A 15,286-nucleotide genomic window follows, 5' to 3' on the forward strand; every position below is an offset into this window, starting at 1 on the left:
GGCTGTGGAGATGTTGTGCACGTTCCGGGTGTGCGGTCGGACCGCTGTTAGCTTGGCGGCATGGGGGCACTGCTGATCGCGTTGGGCATCGACAACTTCGGGTCCGGCCTCTTCCTCCCTTTGTCCGTGCTGTACGGGATCCAGGTGGTCGGCCTGCCGGTGGCGGTGGCCGGTGTCGTCGTCACCGTCGGCAAGCTCGTCGGCGTCGCGTCGCCGGTGCTGGCCGGGCGGCTGGTCGACCGGTTCGGGCCGCGGCAGGTGGTAATCGGGTCGCAGGTGCTGCAAGCCGCCGGAGCGGCGGTGTACCTGCTGGCCACGAACGCCGTGCTGGTGCTGGTGGCGTCGGCGCTGCTGGCAGCCGGGCAGCAGGCCTTCTACAGCTCGGTGTTCGGGCTCATCGCCGACACGGCGCGGGACGGCAGCAAGGACTCGGCCTTCGCCCGGGTCGGTCAGGTGCGCGGGGTGTGCTTCGGCCTGGGTGGGCTGGCGGTGGCCGGTCTGGCCAGTGCCGGGCCGGTTGGCTACCAGGTGGCGGTGGCCCTGAACGGCGTGACCTTCCTGGTCGCGGCGGCCGTGCTCGCCGTGTTCCTGCACGTGCCGCACGTCCGGCCGGGGCCGGACGGCGACGCCGTGAGCGTGCTGCGCAACCGGCCGTACCTGGCGTTGATCGTGGTGGTGTCGTTGGCCGGTCTGCCGGTCGACGTCTTCCTCGACGGCGCTTCGGTGTACGTGACCGAGGTGCTGCACGGGCCGGCGTGGATCCCCGGGGTGATGATCACCGCCTTGACGGTCAGCGGCATGGTGCTCACCACGGTCGTGGTGCGGTGGACCCGAACCCTGTGGCGCACCACCGCCATGCGGATCGGGACCGGTCTCTGCGGGATCTGGGCGTTGGCCAGCCTCGCTGCGGTGGTCGTCCCGGCCGCTTGGCTGCCCGTCTACCTGTTGTGTTCGGTTGCGGTGCTCAGCGCCGGCACCCTCATCGGCAACCGCGCCAACGCTTTGGCCGAGGCCGCCGCACCACGAGCGACCCGGGGCCGACACCTGGCGGCGTTCCAGTACGCCTTCACCGCCGCCGGCATCGTCTCCCCGGCCGTCGTCGCCCTGTTCGCCATCGGCCCTTGGCTTCCCTGGCTCGTCACCGCCGCGGCCGCCGCCATTGCCGTGGCCGCAATGCCTTACCTGGCAAGGAGTCTGCCACGTGATGCGGTGCGCGGCGACTACGGCAGGATCGCGTCCACGTAGCCGCCGTCGACACGCAGGGCGCCGCCGGTGGTGGCGGAGGACAGCGGGGAAGCAAGGTACACCACCATGTTGGCGATCTCCTCGGGCTCGATCAGGCGCTGGATCAGCGACTGCGGGCGGTGCTCGCGCATGAACTGGCGCTGGGCCTCATCCCACGGCAGGTCCTTGTCCACCAGCTGGTAGACGAAGTCCTCGACGCCGCCGGTGTGGGTGGGGCCGGCGATCACCGAGTTGACCGTGACGCCGGTGCCGGCGGCGTGCTTGGCGAAGCCGCGGGACACGGCCAGCAGGGAGGTCTTGGTCATGCCGTAGTGGATCATCTCGGCCGGCGTGACGATGGCGGAGTCGCTGGCGATGTACTGGATCCGGCCCCAGCCGCACTCGGTCATGGCGGGTAGGTAGGCGCGGGTCAGCCGCACCGCCGACAGCACGTTGACCTCGAAGTAGCGCCGCCACTCGTCGTCGCTGATCTCCAACGGCGACTCGGCGCCGAAGATGCCGAGGTTGTTGACCAGCACGTCCACGGTCGGCACTGCGGCCAGCACCTGGGCGGTGCCGTCCTCGGTGGACACGTCGCCGGCCGCCGCCGTGAACCGCCCGTCCGGCACCTGCTCGCGCAGCGCGTCGATGGCCGCCGTGACGCCGTCCGGCTTGCGCCCGTTGACGGCGACCGAGGCGCCGGCCCGGGCCAGCCCGGCGGCGATGGCCTGGCCGATGCCCTGGGTCGACCCGGTGACCAGGGCGACCTTGCCGGTGAGGTCGAGTCGCATGTGAGGGGATCTCCTGTTCTGGTCGTCGTTAAACGTCAAGCCTGCGGCCGTCAGCTCGCCAGCGCGAGCGCAGCGGCGGCCGCGGTGGCGACCTGGTGGTCTTGCTCCGGCGCGCCGCCGCCGACCCCGATCGCGCCGATCAGCACGCCGTCACGGCGCAGCGGCACGCCGCCGGCGATGAACAGCAGTGGCCGGTCCAGGGCCGTCGGCAGGCTGTGGAACGGGCCGTCCGGCTTGACCGCGTCCACGACATCCGCCGTCGCCGCATCCAGCTGCACGGCCGTGTAGGCCTTCCGAGTGCTGGTCTCGCCCGAGATCAGCAGTGCGTCCTGGTCCCGCACGAAGCCAAGCAGGTGACCGCCGCGGTCGAGCACCGTGACACTCACGTTGATGCCGGTCGCCGTCGCCTCCTTCTGGGCCACGGCCAGCAGGTCGCGCAGCTCGTCGTTGCTCAGGTCGACAGGGTGGTGAGTCATGGTAGGAAGCGTACACAATAGTTGCAGACGCTGTCTAATGGCGTTGGCAACAGACTTGCGGTGAGCCGCGACACGGTTACCTTGGGATGGCGTGATCGACATCCACGGCCTGCGGGCCGCGCTCGAGCAGGCCTGCCCCGATTGCGAGATCGACGCCCATGACTGGCCGGGCGGTCCGGCGGTGGTGCTGCGTCGGGGCGACCGGGCTGCGGAAGTGTTCTGGCACCGGGAGAAGTCGGTGTTCCGGGTCCGCTACTCGTGGCCGAGAATGTTCATGAATCGGGTGCATTGGACCGATCTCGCCGAGGCCGCCGGCTCGGCTGCGACCTGGCTCAGTGGGGCCACGCCACGGGAATTCGCCGCCGCGTGGCCGTTCGCCGACTTCGTCGCCGTCGCGGACGCGTTCGAGAGCGGCGACCGCATCGAATACCGGTGGCAGGTCTACCGTGCGCATCTCCGGGACCATCGCGAGTTCATCGAGGTAGCGCTGACCGAGCCCAGGCTGCGGTGCATGTTCCCGTTCACCTCGATGTGGTGGATGTCCTTCCGCCCCACCGCCGACGAGTTCCGCGTGCCGGGACCGTGGGTGCGGGCGGTGGGCAACGGCCGGTTCACGGTGGTGCCACAGGATCGCCGGATCGAGCCCGAGATCGACTACGGGCCGGCCGAGGCGGTCCAGGTATGTGTCGTGGAAATGGACCGCCTCGGCGTGCCGCGACCCGAGGACCTCACACCTCGGTCAGAACTCCGTCCGCCAGCTGGATCCGACGGGTGATGCCGATGTCGGCCAGGAAGCGTTCGTCGTGGCTGACCACGACGAACGCGCCCTGATACGAGTTCAACGCGCCGGTGAGCTGCTCGACGCTGGCCAGGTCGAGGTTGTTGGTGGGCTCGTCGAGCAGCAGCAGATGCGGTGCGGGCTCGGCGCACAGGACGCACAACAAGGTGGCCCGAAGGCGTTCGCCGCCGGACAGCACCCGCACCGGCAGCTGGGACCGTTCGGCACGGAAAAGGAAGCGTGCCAACAGGTTCATCATGTCGGAGGTGGGCAGGGCGGGGGCGAACGCCCGCAGGTTGTCGGCGGTGGACCGGTCCAGGTCGAGCAGGTCCAACCGTTGCGACAGGTAGGCGACGCGACCGTCGGCCCGGGTGAGCATGCCCTGCTCGGGCTCATCCAGGCCGGCGATGAGACGCATCAAGGTCGATTTGCCGACGCCGTTCGCGCCGAGCAGGGCGATCCGCTCGGGACCACGGATCGACAGGCCGACGCCGTCGCCGGCGAACAGCTCCCGTACCCGCAGGTGCTCGCCGTGGAAAACGGTGCGGCCGGCCGGAACCGTGGTGTCGGGCAGCGACAGGGAGATCGTCTTGTCGTCCCGCAGCGACCGCTCGGCCTCGTCCAGCCGAGCCTTGGCGCTTTCCACCCGCTGGCCGTGCATGTCGTTGGCCTTGCCGGCGGCCGACTGGGCCTTCTGCTTGATCAGCCCGAGCGCGATCCGCGGGATGTCGCTGCCGGACCGGGCCCCGGCGCTGGCCCGCCGCGCCGCCTTCTCCCGTGCCTGCTGCATCTCCCGCTTCTCCCGCTTGAGGTCCTGCTCGGCGTTGCGGATGTTCTTCTCCGCCACCTCACGGGCCGCCTTGATCGACGCCTGGTACTCGGCGAACGAGCCGCCGTGCAGGGCGATCTCGCCGCGGTCCAGCTCGGCCACCCGGTCGGCCAGGTCGAGCAGCTCGCGGTCGTGGCTGACCAGCAGCAGGCAGCCCTTCCAGTCCTGGAGCACGGTGTGCAGCCGCCGCCGGCCGTCCCGGTCCAGGTTGTTGGTCGGCTCGTCCAGCAGCAGCACGTCCGGCTGCTTGAGCAGTTGCGCGGCCAGCCCGATGGAGATCACCTGGCCGCCGCTGAGCGTGCCGATCGGGCGGTCGAGCCCGATGTCGCCGAGGCCGAGCCGGTCCAGCTCGGCCCGGGCCCGCTCCTCGACGTCCCAGTCGTTGCCGACGACGGTGAAGTGCTGCTCGCTCGCGTCGCCGCCCTCGATGGCCCGGATCGCCGCCACGACCGGGGCGATCTCCAGCACCTCGGCGACCGTCGGCTCGCCGGTCAGCGGCAGCGCCTGCGGCAGGTAGCCCAGCACGCCGTCCACGGTGATCGTGCCGGAGCGGGGGGACAGGTCGCCGGCGATCAGCTTGAGCAGCGTGCTCTTGCCGGCCCCGTTCGGCGCGACCAGGGCCGTCCGGCCGGCGCCGACGGCGAACGACAGGTCGTCGAACACCGGGGTGCCGTCCGGCCAGGAGAAGGACAGGTTGGAGCAGACGATTTTCGGCATGGGAGGTCTCCACCACGAAACGGGTGCCGCACGGGCGACCCGGCAGACGAACAGGTGTGAGGGCACGACCGGGCGCGGCGTCACGGAAACGCCGGTGTCGCGGGGCCGGTATCAGCCCTCGATGTCGTCCTCGACCACCATCACGGCGGTTACTCCCTGTTGCGTGGTGCGCTGCCGATCCCAGCCTATCAGCCGGCCGTCCAGCCGAGGGCCGGACCGAGTTTTGTGGCCATATCCGTGAGAATCTGGATGTAGTCGGCGTGCCCGAAGGTGAACGGCAGCGCGAACGCCACCTCCTCGACCTCGCGGAACGCCGCGTTGGCGTGCAGCTGCTCGGCGATCTGGTCCGAGGTGCCGACGATGTCCTTGGCGAACAGCAGCCCACGCGGCCCGAACGGCGTGCCGAAGCGGGTGGCCCGCGCGGCCGCGTACTCCTCGTAACGGGCCCGCTGGTCGGCGGTGGCGCTGTCGGTCGGGATGACCACGAAGCCGTGCGAGACCCGGCCCTCCGGGTTGAACTTCCGGTACGTGCGGATCAGGCCGAGCTGGATCTCGTCGAAGTCGGTGCTGGTCTCGGTGGCCGTGACCACGTTGCTGGTCAGGAAGTTCATCCCGGTCTCGCCGGCCCACTGCGCCGAGCGGGCACTGCCGCCGCCGTACCACATGCGGTCGATCAGGCCGGGGGAATGCGGCTGCACGCGCGGCGAGAACTGCTCGATGCCCTCCTGGCCGCTGAACCTCGACACCGTGTCGCCGCGCACGCCGGCCAGCAGACGTTCGACTCGCTGGTAGCTGAAGTCCTCCACGCCGTGCGTGTCCGGGTAGAGCGCGTCCTTGACGTCGTCGTAGTGCATCGGCGGGCCGACGCTGACGCCCGGGTTGAGCCGGCCGCCGGACAGCACGTCCACCGTGGCCAGGTCTTCGGCCAGGCGCAGCGGGTTCTCCCAGCCCAGCGGGATCACCGCGGTGCCGAGCTGGATGCGGCTGGTCCGCTGCGTCGCCGCGGCGAGGAAGGCGACCGGGGAGGAGATGCCGAACTGGAGGTGCCGGTGCCGCACCCAGGCGCTGTCCAGGCCGAGCTGCTCGCCCAGCTGGATGATCTCCAGCGTGGCCTCGTGCCCCGCGCGCGGGTCGGCCTCGTCGAACAGGCCGATGGTCAGGAAACCGAGCTTGCGCAGCGGCACGGGGATCCTCCAGAGGTCGTCCTGATCCCCAGTCTCCCAGTTAGTTGAGAGTTCAGCAATCTGATGTGACGCAGGCGTGCAGGTGCATGTCGTGCCACCCGTCCGCGTGCTTCGCCTCGCTGCGCTTCGTGCCTTCCAGCGCGAAACCCGCCCCCGTCGCCACCCGGCAGGACGCCTCGTTCCGCGTCGAGTGCATCACCTCGATCCGGTGCAGGCCCAGCTCGCCGAACGCCCACGCCGACATCGCCGTCAGCGCCCGCCTGGCCGTGCGACGGCCCCTCGCCTCCGGCAGCACCCAGTACGACACCTCGGCCAGGCCCTCTTGCAGGTCGATCGTGCGCAGGCTGATCTGGCCGGCGACCTTGTCGTCCTCGGTGACCGCCCAGCCCGCCCCCGTCTCCTGGCACCACCGCCGCTCCCAGTTCTCGATCCAGGCGCGGGCTTCGTCGTCGGTCATCGTCCGGGCATGCCAGCGCTGGATCCCCGGGTCCGCGTACGCCCCCAGCACCGTCGCGTGGTCCTCGGCCCGCCACGGCCTGAGCACCAGGCCCTCCGCGTGGATCTCCGGCTGCGGCTGCGATGCGAGCGTGCCGACCGGCAACGCTGGCGTGACAAGAGAAGGCACGCCCGCGACCTTACGGCGCAAAACCGTTGGAGCGGAAACGGGATTGTGAGCCACCATCGCCCCATGACGTTGATCGTGCCGGCCAACCCGCTCCGCCCGCGCCGGGCGGACGAGCACTTCTCGGCCGAGGCCGCCGCTGCGCGCGCCGCCGGTATCGACGTTGTGCTGGTCGACCACGACCGGCTGTCCCGGGCGACACCTCGGTGGCGGTCGACGGTGCCGTCTATCGCGGTTGGATGCTGCGCAGCGAGCATTACGCGCTGCTCACCGGCCTGCGGACCAGCGCCGCCCAGTACCGCCAGGCCCACGAGCTGCCCGGCTGGTACGCCGCCCTCGCCACGGTCACGCCGGAAACCGTGTGGACAACAGGCTTTTCCCGTGAGGACTTCGACCGTGCGCGGGCCACGCTGGCCGCCGGGCCGGCCGTGCTCCGGGACTACACCAAGTCCATGAAGCACTACTGGCACGAGGCCGCGTTCATCCCCGACCTGGCCGACGCCGACACCGCCTGGGCCGTCGCCGCCCGTTTCCTGGAGCTGCGCGACGACGAGCGGACCGGCGGCTTCGTGCTGCGCCGGTTCGAGGACTTCGCCGGCCCCGAGTTGCGCACCTGGTGGGTCGACGGCGAGTGCCGCATCATCGGCCCGCACCCCGACCTGCCGCCCGAAACCGTTGTCCCACAACCGGATCTCGCCGAGATCGAGCCGCTGGTCGCCAAGCTCGGCCTGCCGTTCGTGACGGTCGACGTCGTGCAGCGGGCCGATGCCGCGTGGCGGGTGGTGGAGCTCGGCGACGGGCAGGTCAGCGACCGGCCGGCGGCCGTCTCTCCGGAGGAGATGATCGCGGCGTTGTTCAGCTGACGCGGTGGATGCCGGCGATGTTCTCGGCCAGCAGGTCGTCGTGGGTGATGGCGAAATCGCCGTTGGACAGCGGCCCGTGGAAGACATCGCCGATGACGGCGTCGGGCAGGAACTGCCGCACCTTGTGGCGCATGCCGGGGGAGTAGTCGACGGCCCAGCCCCAGTCGGGACCCCCGGCGTCGGTGCCGAAGGCGACGCGGTGATCGACCTGGACGGGGACGTCGAACGAGGGAACGCCGCCGCTGTGGCAGTCGAGGGCCGGCGCGACGAGAAGGTCGGGCTCGGTGGGGGAGTACCAGAGCAGCAAGGGCTTGGCCCGCTGGGCCTCGGCGTTGTCGAAGCAGCACAACAACATCGAGTGCCGCGGATAGTGGTCGGCGTAGAAGGCCAGCAGGTCGGGGTCGAGGTGGGGACGCTTGTGCGGCGCGACCTGGTGCAGGGCGGACGGCAGCAGAGTGGCGTCGGTAGCCAACACCATGGTGTAGATGTCGTGCTCGAACACCTGGACGTCGACCTCGGCGCTCATGTACGCCAGCGCGCCGTCGGCGGACACCGGCTCGCAGGCGCGGCCGATGCGGTCGAGGAAGTCGACGTCCCGGCCGACGGGCACGAGGTTGTCGGGAGTCATGTCGACCGCGGGCAGGTGCAGCAGCATGGCGTTGGGACCGGCGGCCAGATTGACGGCCGTGTTCTGGTACCCAAGCACATGTAAGACCCTAAGTGTCGGATGGGTCTTACGACCGACGTAGAGGGTCGTACCGTTGAAGTCGGCGAGGGCCGCAGAGACACACACGGCGTCAGACGGTAGCGGCCAAAGCGGCTTCCACGTCGGCAATGAGCGCCTCGGGGTCCTCGATGCCGCAGGAGAGGCGGATCATGCCGTCGTCGATACGGGCGGCGACGCGCTCCGTCGGGGTGAGGGAGAAGTGGGAGGAGTTGAACGGGGTGCTGACCAGGGTTTCCACGCCGCCGAGGCTGGTGGCTTCGGAGGCGACGGTGAGCCGGCGCATGGCGGCGAGGGCACGGGAATCGCCGCCGCGGACCGTGAAGGCGACCATGGCGCCGCGGCGGTCGGGGCGCATGACCCGGGCGGCGATGTCGCCGGCGGGGTAGCGGACGGAGACGACCTCGGGGTTGGCGGCGAGGCGGGTGGCCAGCTGGGACGCGGTGGCGCAGGAGCGTTCCAGGCGCAGGGAGAACGTCTGAATGCCGCGCCACACCAGGAAAGCCGCGTGCGGGTCGAGGCAGCCGCCGAAGGTGATCACCCGCTTCTGCACCTCGGTGACGGTGTCGGCGGCACCGAGCACCACGCCGGCGATGACATCGGAGTGCCCGCTGAGGAACTTGGTCGCCGAGTGCACGACGACGTCGGCCCCGTGGCGCAACGGGTTCACCGTGTAGGGGGTGGCGAAGGTGTTGTCCACCACCAGTGACGCGCCGCCGGCGTGGGCCAGTTCGGCCAGCGACGGCAGGTCGGTGAGGTCGAGCTGGGGGTTGGACAGCGTTTCGGCGTAGACGACGGCTGTCGGCGCGGCGGCGATGGCCTCGGCCCAGGCGCCGATATCGGTGGCATCGACCATGGCCACCTCGACGCCCAGCGCCGGCAGGTCCCGCACGAGCAGGTCCCGGGTGTCGCCGTAGACCTGACGGGCGGCGACGATGCGGCGGGGCTGGGCGGTGGTCAGCAGGGTGAGCAGCGTGGTGGCGATGGCGGCCATGCCGGAGGACGTCATCAACGCGGCCTCGGCGCCCTCCAACGCGGCGATCTCGGCGGCGGTGGCGTCGACGGTGGGGTTGGCGAAGCGGCTGTACCAGTGCTCGCGCAGCCCGCCCTCCTGGATGTCCTTGTACGCCAAGTCGTCCAGGTAGAACGTGGCCGACTGGTAGATGGGCGGCACCACCGGGCGGGTGCGGGCGAGGTATCCGGCGGACTTGGCGGGCCTGGCGTCGCTCATACGGTGGACGTTACGGGCCACGAGAGCGGATTTGGTGGCGTCCTGCGCCACGAAACCCACGATCGGTAGCGGATAATACGGTGATGGACGCTATTGACCGGACTATCCTCGGTGAGCTGATCCGGGACGGGCGGCTGAGCTACCGGGACCTGGCGGCGCGGATCCGGCTGAGCCCGACGGCCACCGCCGAGCGGGTGCGGCGGCTGAGCGAAGCCGGTGTGATCGCGGGGGTGCATGCGGAGCTCGATCTGGGTGCCCTCGGGCGGCCGCTGAAGGCGTTCATCGATGTCCGCCTGCGGCCGGGGCCGGATCATGGCGAGCTCGAAGCGGGGCTGCTGGCGCTGCCGGCGGTGCTGTCGGGGGCGCACGTGACCGGCCGCTGGGACTACACCCTCACGGTCGCCTGCCGTGACGTGGCGGAATTGGATGAACTGGTCATGGCCCTGCCCCGAGACCACGGCGTCATCGAAACCGACACCCGAGTGCAACTGAGGGAACTCCGAGGTTCGGGTGTCGAAGCTCTCGTCCGGCTGGTGGAGACGAAATGATTCGGTAATGGACTCGGCCGCGAAAGCGGGGCTACGTTCGAGGTCATGATCGATCGTCGCACGTTCACGACACTGCTGGCCACCGGAACAGCGGCGGCGGCACTCGGCGCGGGAACTGCCGATGCCACGCCCCGCGCGACCGGCAATGTGGTTCTGGTGCACGGTGCCTATGCCGACGGTTCGTGCTGGGCGAAGGTGATTCCGCTGCTGCAGAACATGGGCCTGACCGTGACGTCAGTGCAGAACCCGCTGACCTCGCTGGCCGACGACGTCGCCGCCACGAAAAGGGCCCTCGACCGGCAGGACGGCCCGACGGTCCTGGTCGGCCACTCCTACGGCGGCGCGGTGATCACCGAGGCCGGCGACCACCCGCTGGTCAGCAACCTGGTCTACCTGTCGGCCCGGGCCCCGTCGGAAGGGGAGGACTACGCGGCGCTGGCCGGGCAATTCCCGACCCCGCCGGCGAATGCCGGAATCGTTTACCAAAACGGCTTCGGCGGCCTCACCGAAACGGCATTCCTCAACGACTTCGCGAACGGCGTGCCGACAAAAGAAGCCAAGGTGCTCTATGCCGCCCAAGGGCGAATCGCGCAGACCCTGTTCGCCGGCCGGACCACGGTCGCGGCTTGGCGGACAAAGCCGTCGCGTTATCTCGTCACGACCAATGACCGCACCACGTCACCGCAATTGCAGCGCTTTGTCGCGAAGCGGATGAACGCGGTCACGAGCGAGCTGCCGACCGGGCACCTGTCGTTCGTGGTGCGCCCGGACGCAATAGCCCGGCTGATCGTGCGGGCTGTGCACGATCAGCCGGGCCACTGAACGATCAGTCCGTGCCGGACTCGATGGCCGCGAGGTCGAGCAGCTCGTCCTCCTCGGCCACGCTGAGCGCGGACGCCTCGCCGCGGGCGGCGATGGCCTCGGCCCCACCCTCGGCCATGGCGCCGATCAGGCCGGTCGTCGCCGCCTGGGCCACGCCGACCAGCGCCGCCGGGTGCGAGTTGCCGACCATGCCGAGGCCGGCGTACTGCTCCAGCTTGGCCCGGGAGTCGGCGATGTCCAGGTTGCGCATGGTGAGCTGGCCGATCCGGTCCACCGGGCCGAACGCGGCGTCCTCGGTGCGCTCCATGGACAGCTTGTCCGGGTGGTAGCTGAAGGACGGGCCGGTGGTGTCGAGGATCGAGTAGTCCTCACCCCGCCGCAGCCGCAGCGTGACCTCGCCGGTGATGGCCATGCCGACCCAGCGCTGCAGCGACTCGCGCAGCATCAGCGACTGCGGGTCCAACCAGCGGCCCTCGTACATCAGCCGGCCGAGGCGGCGGCCCTCGTTGTGGTAGCTGGCCACCGTGTCCTCGTTGTGGATGGCGTTGACCAGCCGCTCGTACGCGGCGTGCAGCAGGGCCATGCCCGGGGCCTCGTAGATGCCACGGCTCTTGGCCTCGATGATCCGGTTCTCGATCTGGTCGGACATGCCGAGGCCGTGCCGGCCGCCGATGGCGTTGGCCTCCAGCACCAGGTCGACCGCGCTGCCGAACTCCTTGCCGTTGATCGTCACCGGCCGGCCCCGCTCGAAGCCGATGGTCACGTCCTCGGGCGCGATCTCCACCGCCGGGTCCCAGAACCGCACGCCCATGATCGGGTCGACGATCTCGATGCCGGTGTCGAGGTGCTCCAGCGACTTGGCCTCGTGGGTGGCGCCCCAGATGTTGGCGTCGGTGGAGTAGGCCTTCTCGGTGCTGTCCCGGTAGGGCAGGCCGTGCGCGACCAGCCACTCGGACATCTCCTTGCGGCCGCCGAGCTCGGTGACGAAGTCGGCGTCCAGCCACGGCTTGTAGATCCGCAGCGACGGGTTGGCCAGCAGGCCGTAGCGGTAGAACCGCTCGATGTCGTTGCCCTTGAACGTGGAGCCGTCGCCCCAGATCTGCACGTCGTCCTCGAGCATGGCCCGCACCAGCAGGGTGCCGGTGACGGCGCGGCCCAGCGGCGTGGTGTTGAAGTAGGCCCGGCCACCGGAGCGGATGTGGAACGCGCCGCAGGACAGCGCGGCCAGCCCCTCCTCGACCAGGGCGGCCTTGCAGTCAACGGCCCGGGCGATCTCGGCGCCGTACTGGTGGGCACGAGTCGGCACACCCGAGATGTCGGGCTCGTCGTACTGGCCGATGTCAGCGGTGTAGGTGCACGGGACGGCACCCTTCTCGCGCATCCACGCGACCGCTACCGAGGTGTCGAGGCCGCCGGAGAAGGCGATCCCGACACGTTCGCCGACAGGGAGGGAAGTGAGCACCTTGGACACGCTGAGAAATATACACGCCGATGCATGATCATGCAACGCGGTAGGGTCGACGGCCGGGAGGGGATCATGCGGAACAAGGTCACCGGCTCGCCGTCGGCGCCGTTCGTGCAGGCCGGAGTGGTCAACGGCAACATCGTCTTCGAGGCGGAGCCGGCCCCGGTGCCGCGCCAGCTGCCGCCCGTGCCCGCCTGGTTCATCAGCCGTGACGCCGAGCTGGCCGCGCTGGACACGGCCGTCGCCGAGGCCGACGGGCCGGCGCTGGCGCTGATCGTTGGGGCCGGCGGCATGGGCAAGACCTGGCTGGCGGTGTGGTGGGCCCACCACAACCTCGCCCTGTTCCCGGACGGCCAGGTCTTCGTCGACCTGCGCGGGGTCGCCCCGGCCGGCCAGTTCCTGCCGCCGGCGGCGGTGCTGCGCTGCGTGCTGGATGCGCTGGGGGTGCCGGCGCCGGCGGTGCCGGTGGATTTCCAGGCCCAGGTCGGCCGGTTCCGCAGCCTGGTCGCCGGCCGGCGCATGCTGTTCCTGTTCGACGACGTGCGCGACGCCGATCACGTGCGGGCCGCGCTGCCGTCGACCGCCGGCTGCGTGACGCTGGTGACCAGCCGGAACCGGCTTGACTCGCTGGACGCCTCGGTGCGGATCGGGATGCGGGAGTTCAGCGCCGACGAGAGCGCCGAGATGTTCGCCCGGCGGTGGGGACGTGACCGGTTGGACGCCGAGCCGGCGGCGGTGCGGAGCCTGGTCGCCGACTGCGCCGGGCTGCCGCTGGCGTTGGGGATCGCCGCCAGTTGGGTGGCCGCGCATCGGGAGTTCCCCATCGAGGTGTTCGCCCGTGAGCTCCGGGACGCCCGGCTACCGACGCTGGACGGGGTGGAGCCGGTGCTTTCCTCCTCCTACCACGCCCTTTCGGCCGAGCAGGCCGCTGTGTTCGCGCTGCTCGGACTGTTGCCCGGCGCCCACACGGGCATCGAGGCGATTGCCGCACTCACGGCAGTGCCGGTGCGGCCGGTTCTCCGCGCGTTGCAACGGGTTTCGCTCATCGACGAGTGTGCACCCGGCCGCTGGCAGCTGCACGACCTGGTCCGGCTGTACGCCTTGTCGCGGCTGGATGACCATGAGGAGGCGCTGGACCGACTTGTCGGTTACTACGTGCGGACCGGGTTCGCCGCCGATCGGGTGCTCGATCCGCGCCGGGCGGCCATCGACGTCTCCTCGGACGTCCGGTTCGAGGACCGTGCGGCAGCGGTGGCCTGGTTCGAGGCCGAACATGGCTGCCTGCTGGCGTTGCAGCGGTTCGTGGCCGAGCGCGGACGGCAGGTCGACGCCTGGCGGCTGGCCTGGGTGATGCACAGTTTCCACTGGCAGCAGGGGCTGGTGCGGGACCAGGCCGGCACGTGGCGCGTGGCCTTGCGTGACCGTTTGGACGATTCGTCGGCAGCCCTGGCGCGACGGCTGTTAGGGTCCGCGCTCGTGCGGACGGGGGCGGTCGAGGACGCGTTGGTGTTGCTGGGCGAGGCTTTGACGCTGTACCAGGGGGACAGCTGGGGCGAGGCGCATACCCATCGGTCGCTGGCCCGAGGCTGGCATGCGGCCGGAGACGTGCCGCGTGCTCTGGCGCATGCGACCATGGCCACCACGTTGTATCGGTCGGTGGACTCGCCGGTCGACGTGGCCGACGCGCTGGAGCTTCAGGGTCGTTACGAGACCGAGCTCGGTCGGCTGGCCGAAGCGAGGGAAGCCGCCGAGGCGGCGCTGGATCTCTATCGCCGCAACGGAAATATCGAGGGCGAGGCGACCGCGTTGGACGGGCTCGGGCACATCGAGCAGCGGTCCGGACGGCCCGAGGTGGCCGTCCAACACTACGAGCGGGCCCTGGCGCTGTTCGACGGCCGGCACGCCTACCACCTGGCCGAGACCTTCGACCGGCTGGCCGAATGCCGTGCCTCGCTGGGCGATACCGAGCATGCCCGGCCGGCGTGGGAAGCAGCCCTGGCCCTGTACGAGAGTCAGCAGCGCGACGCCGATGTCGACCGTGTTCGGGCCCGGCTGGACAAGCGGTGATCACCGCCGCCTGCTTTCCCACACCAGACCTGGCCTTACGCTCGCGCGATCCGGCGGAGTCGACAAGGGTGCGTGCCTTCGCTGCCGAGCAGGCCATCGCCGCCGAGGCTGCTCGAAGACGGCTTGAGTCCACTATGGACGTTCATGCCCTGCGGGCTCTGTATGCCGACCTGATTCGCTGGCGATACGAACTCGCCTCAAGGGCTCCGGGTCGGATAGGGCAGGGGCTTCCCCTTGACGCCAGCCGTTTCGTGACGCCGCTGGCCGAAGGTGGTCCGAACTACGACCGCCTCGGCTATACCGGCCGACTCCGTCACGGCGCGGAGTGGGATCCAGCGACCCGGACTTTCCGCGGCGGCGTGGAGACTCCGGCGCATCGCATCATGCTCCACTATGGACAGGCAGTGCACGAGCGCTTCGCCCGTGAGGGCAACAGCGGCGACGTCCTGCTCAATCCCGTTGTCCTGCCCGACGGTCGCACGATCACCGGCAACCGCCTGGTTCGCGGCGCGGCGGCGGCCCGCATCGGCGATGCGCTGATAGCCCGGCTGGCCCGTCGCGGCAAGGACACCAGCCAGGTCGAGACCGGCGGTGACCCGTGCTACGCCGTCACTGCCGACGACTCCGCGCGGGAGCTGATGTTCACCAGTGCCCTGGAACTCCTGGCCGACAAGGGGGATTGGCCGGCCGCGCAGTACCTGCTGTTCCAGTCCCCGCAGATGAAGAAGGGTAGCGACGCCGTCACGCGGGTCTTCCTGGTCGCCGTCGGCGCGGTCCTGTCAGGACGTCCGCCGGAGCTGGCCCAGGACATCGACCTGCGTTGTGCCGTGTTGGGCCAGCAAGAACTCCGGTGAGCCGCGGAGCATCCAGCCCGACCTGGTACGCGGGCCGGTGCTCGCGGCGATCACCAGCGCCGGCACGGTGTCACCGTGCCGGCGCTGGTCC

At 70.3% G+C, this 15,286-nt stretch carries 15 protein-coding genes; 7 read left to right on the plus strand and 8 right to left on the minus strand.

Annotated features, from left to right (window positions below; all coding sequences use genetic code 11):
• Nucleotides 1–60: 60 nt before the first annotated feature.
• Nucleotides 61–1,245 carry an MFS transporter gene (locus M3Q35_RS47785; protein WP_273939292.1) on the plus strand — a complete coding sequence of 395 codons (1,185 nt, stop codon included), beginning with the start codon at nt 61–63 and terminating at the stop codon, nt 1,243–1,245.
• On the opposite strand, the gene M3Q35_RS47790 is transcribed toward M3Q35_RS47785, so the two are convergent.
• On the minus strand, nt 1,221–2,015 hold the full coding sequence (locus tag M3Q35_RS47790) for an SDR family NAD(P)-dependent oxidoreductase (RefSeq protein WP_273939293.1): 795 nt from the start codon (nt 2,013–2,015) through the stop codon (nt 1,221–1,223). The two genes, M3Q35_RS47785 and M3Q35_RS47790, sit on opposite strands and share 25 nt — an antisense overlap.
• Before the next feature lie 50 nt (nt 2,016–2,065).
• Nucleotides 2,066–2,491 (minus strand): GlcG/HbpS family heme-binding protein, encoded by a 426-nt coding sequence (locus M3Q35_RS47795; RefSeq protein ID WP_273939294.1) that lies wholly within the window; start codon nt 2,489–2,491, stop codon nt 2,066–2,068.
• Nucleotides 2,492–2,582: 91 nt separating this feature from the next.
• Here M3Q35_RS47795 and M3Q35_RS47800 point away from each other — a divergent pair, with 91 nt between their 5' ends.
• Nucleotides 2,583–3,266, plus strand: coding sequence for a DUF6193 family natural product biosynthesis protein (locus tag M3Q35_RS47800; protein WP_273939295.1), 684 nt, complete (start codon nt 2,583–2,585; stop codon nt 3,264–3,266).
• Here the strand turns inward: M3Q35_RS47800 and M3Q35_RS47805 are convergent.
• The 3 genes from M3Q35_RS47805 to M3Q35_RS47815 form a co-directional block, all read right to left on the minus strand.
• Complete coding sequence (locus M3Q35_RS47805) at nt 3,220–4,815, minus strand: ABC-F family ATP-binding cassette domain-containing protein (protein WP_273939296.1); 1,596 nt, start codon at nt 4,813–4,815, stop codon at nt 3,220–3,222. The two genes, M3Q35_RS47800 and M3Q35_RS47805, sit on opposite strands and share 47 nt — an antisense overlap.
• Nucleotides 4,816–5,003: 188 nt before the next feature.
• Nucleotides 5,004–6,005, minus strand: coding sequence for an LLM class flavin-dependent oxidoreductase (locus M3Q35_RS47810; RefSeq protein ID WP_273944743.1), 1,002 nt, complete (start codon nt 6,003–6,005; stop codon nt 5,004–5,006).
• A 46-nt stretch (nt 6,006–6,051) separates the two neighbouring features.
• Entirely contained in the window at nt 6,052–6,624 is a 573-nt protein-coding gene (locus M3Q35_RS47815) for a GNAT family N-acetyltransferase (protein ID WP_273939297.1), read from the minus strand.
• Between the two features lie 236 nt (nt 6,625–6,860).
• On the opposite strand from M3Q35_RS47815, the gene M3Q35_RS47820 reads away from it, so the two are divergent.
• Nucleotides 6,861–7,484 (plus strand): ATP-grasp domain-containing protein, encoded by a 624-nt coding sequence (locus M3Q35_RS47820; protein WP_273939298.1) that lies wholly within the window; start codon nt 6,861–6,863, stop codon nt 7,482–7,484.
• Here the strand turns inward: M3Q35_RS47820 and M3Q35_RS47825 are convergent.
• Nucleotides 7,477–8,190: a hypothetical protein gene (locus M3Q35_RS47825; protein ID WP_273939299.1), complete on the minus strand. Its 714-nt coding sequence runs from the start codon at nt 8,188–8,190 to the stop codon at nt 7,477–7,479. The two genes, M3Q35_RS47820 and M3Q35_RS47825, sit on opposite strands and share 8 nt — an antisense overlap.
• Nucleotides 8,191–8,281: 91 nt before the next feature.
• Nucleotides 8,282–9,439 (minus strand): trans-sulfuration enzyme family protein, encoded by a 1,158-nt coding sequence (locus M3Q35_RS47830; RefSeq protein WP_273939300.1) that lies wholly within the window; start codon nt 9,437–9,439, stop codon nt 8,282–8,284.
• Between the two features lie 83 nt (nt 9,440–9,522).
• Here M3Q35_RS47830 and M3Q35_RS47835 point away from each other — a divergent pair, with 83 nt between their 5' ends.
• Entirely contained in the window at nt 9,523–9,987 is a 465-nt protein-coding gene (locus tag M3Q35_RS47835; RefSeq protein WP_273939302.1) for an Lrp/AsnC family transcriptional regulator, read from the plus strand.
• A gap of 45 nt (nt 9,988–10,032) precedes the next feature.
• Nucleotides 10,033–10,809 carry an alpha/beta fold hydrolase gene (locus tag M3Q35_RS47840; protein WP_273939303.1) on the plus strand — a complete coding sequence of 259 codons (777 nt, stop codon included), beginning with the start codon at nt 10,033–10,035 and terminating at the stop codon, nt 10,807–10,809.
• Nucleotides 10,810–10,813: 4 nt separating this feature from the next.
• On the opposite strand, the gene argG is transcribed toward M3Q35_RS47840, so the two are convergent.
• Entirely contained in the window at nt 10,814–12,280 is a 1,467-nt protein-coding gene (gene argG / locus M3Q35_RS47845; RefSeq protein WP_273939304.1) for an argininosuccinate synthase, read from the minus strand.
• 66 nt (nt 12,281–12,346) lie between these two features.
• Here argG and M3Q35_RS47850 point away from each other — a divergent pair, with 66 nt between their 5' ends.
• Both M3Q35_RS47850 and M3Q35_RS47855 read left to right on the plus strand, forming a co-directional pair.
• Entirely contained in the window at nt 12,347–14,341 is a 1,995-nt protein-coding gene (locus M3Q35_RS47850) for an ATP-binding protein (protein WP_273939305.1), read from the plus strand.
• 68 nt (nt 14,342–14,409) lie between these two features.
• On the plus strand, nt 14,410–15,195 hold the full coding sequence (locus M3Q35_RS47855) for a hypothetical protein (protein WP_273939306.1): 786 nt from the start codon (nt 14,410–14,412) through the stop codon (nt 15,193–15,195).
• Nucleotides 15,196–15,286 lie beyond the last annotated feature (91 nt).

Origin of the sequence: Kutzneria chonburiensis, from assembly GCF_028622115.1 — a bacterium.
Classification (GTDB): domain Bacteria; phylum Actinomycetota; class Actinomycetes; order Mycobacteriales; family Pseudonocardiaceae; genus Kutzneria; species Kutzneria chonburiensis.

Excerpts from the sequence above, each read along its gene's own strand:
- M3Q35_RS47785 (WP_273939292.1), top strand. The coding sequence starts at position 61 with ATGGGGGCACTGCTGATCGCGTTGGGCATCGACAACTTCGGGTCCGGC.
- M3Q35_RS47790 (WP_273939293.1), bottom strand. The coding sequence starts at position 2,015 with ATGCGACTCGACCTCACCGGCAAGGTCGCCCTGGTCACCGGGTCGACC.
- M3Q35_RS47795 (WP_273939294.1), bottom strand. The coding sequence starts at position 2,491 with ATGACTCACCACCCTGTCGACCTGAGCAACGACGAGCTGCGCGACCTG.
- M3Q35_RS47805 (WP_273939296.1), bottom strand. The coding sequence starts at position 4,815 with ATGCCGAAAATCGTCTGCTCCAACCTGTCCTTCTCCTGGCCGGACGGC.
- M3Q35_RS47820 (WP_273939298.1), top strand. The coding sequence starts at position 6,861 with ATGCTGCGCAGCGAGCATTACGCGCTGCTCACCGGCCTGCGGACCAGC.
- M3Q35_RS47830 (WP_273939300.1), bottom strand. The coding sequence starts at position 9,439 with ATGAGCGACGCCAGGCCCGCCAAGTCCGCCGGATACCTCGCCCGCACC.
- M3Q35_RS47835 (WP_273939302.1), top strand. The coding sequence starts at position 9,523 with ATGGACGCTATTGACCGGACTATCCTCGGTGAGCTGATCCGGGACGGG.
- M3Q35_RS47840 (WP_273939303.1), top strand. The coding sequence starts at position 10,033 with ATGATCGATCGTCGCACGTTCACGACACTGCTGGCCACCGGAACAGCG.
- M3Q35_RS47850 (WP_273939305.1), top strand. The coding sequence starts at position 12,347 with ATGCGGAACAAGGTCACCGGCTCGCCGTCGGCGCCGTTCGTGCAGGCC.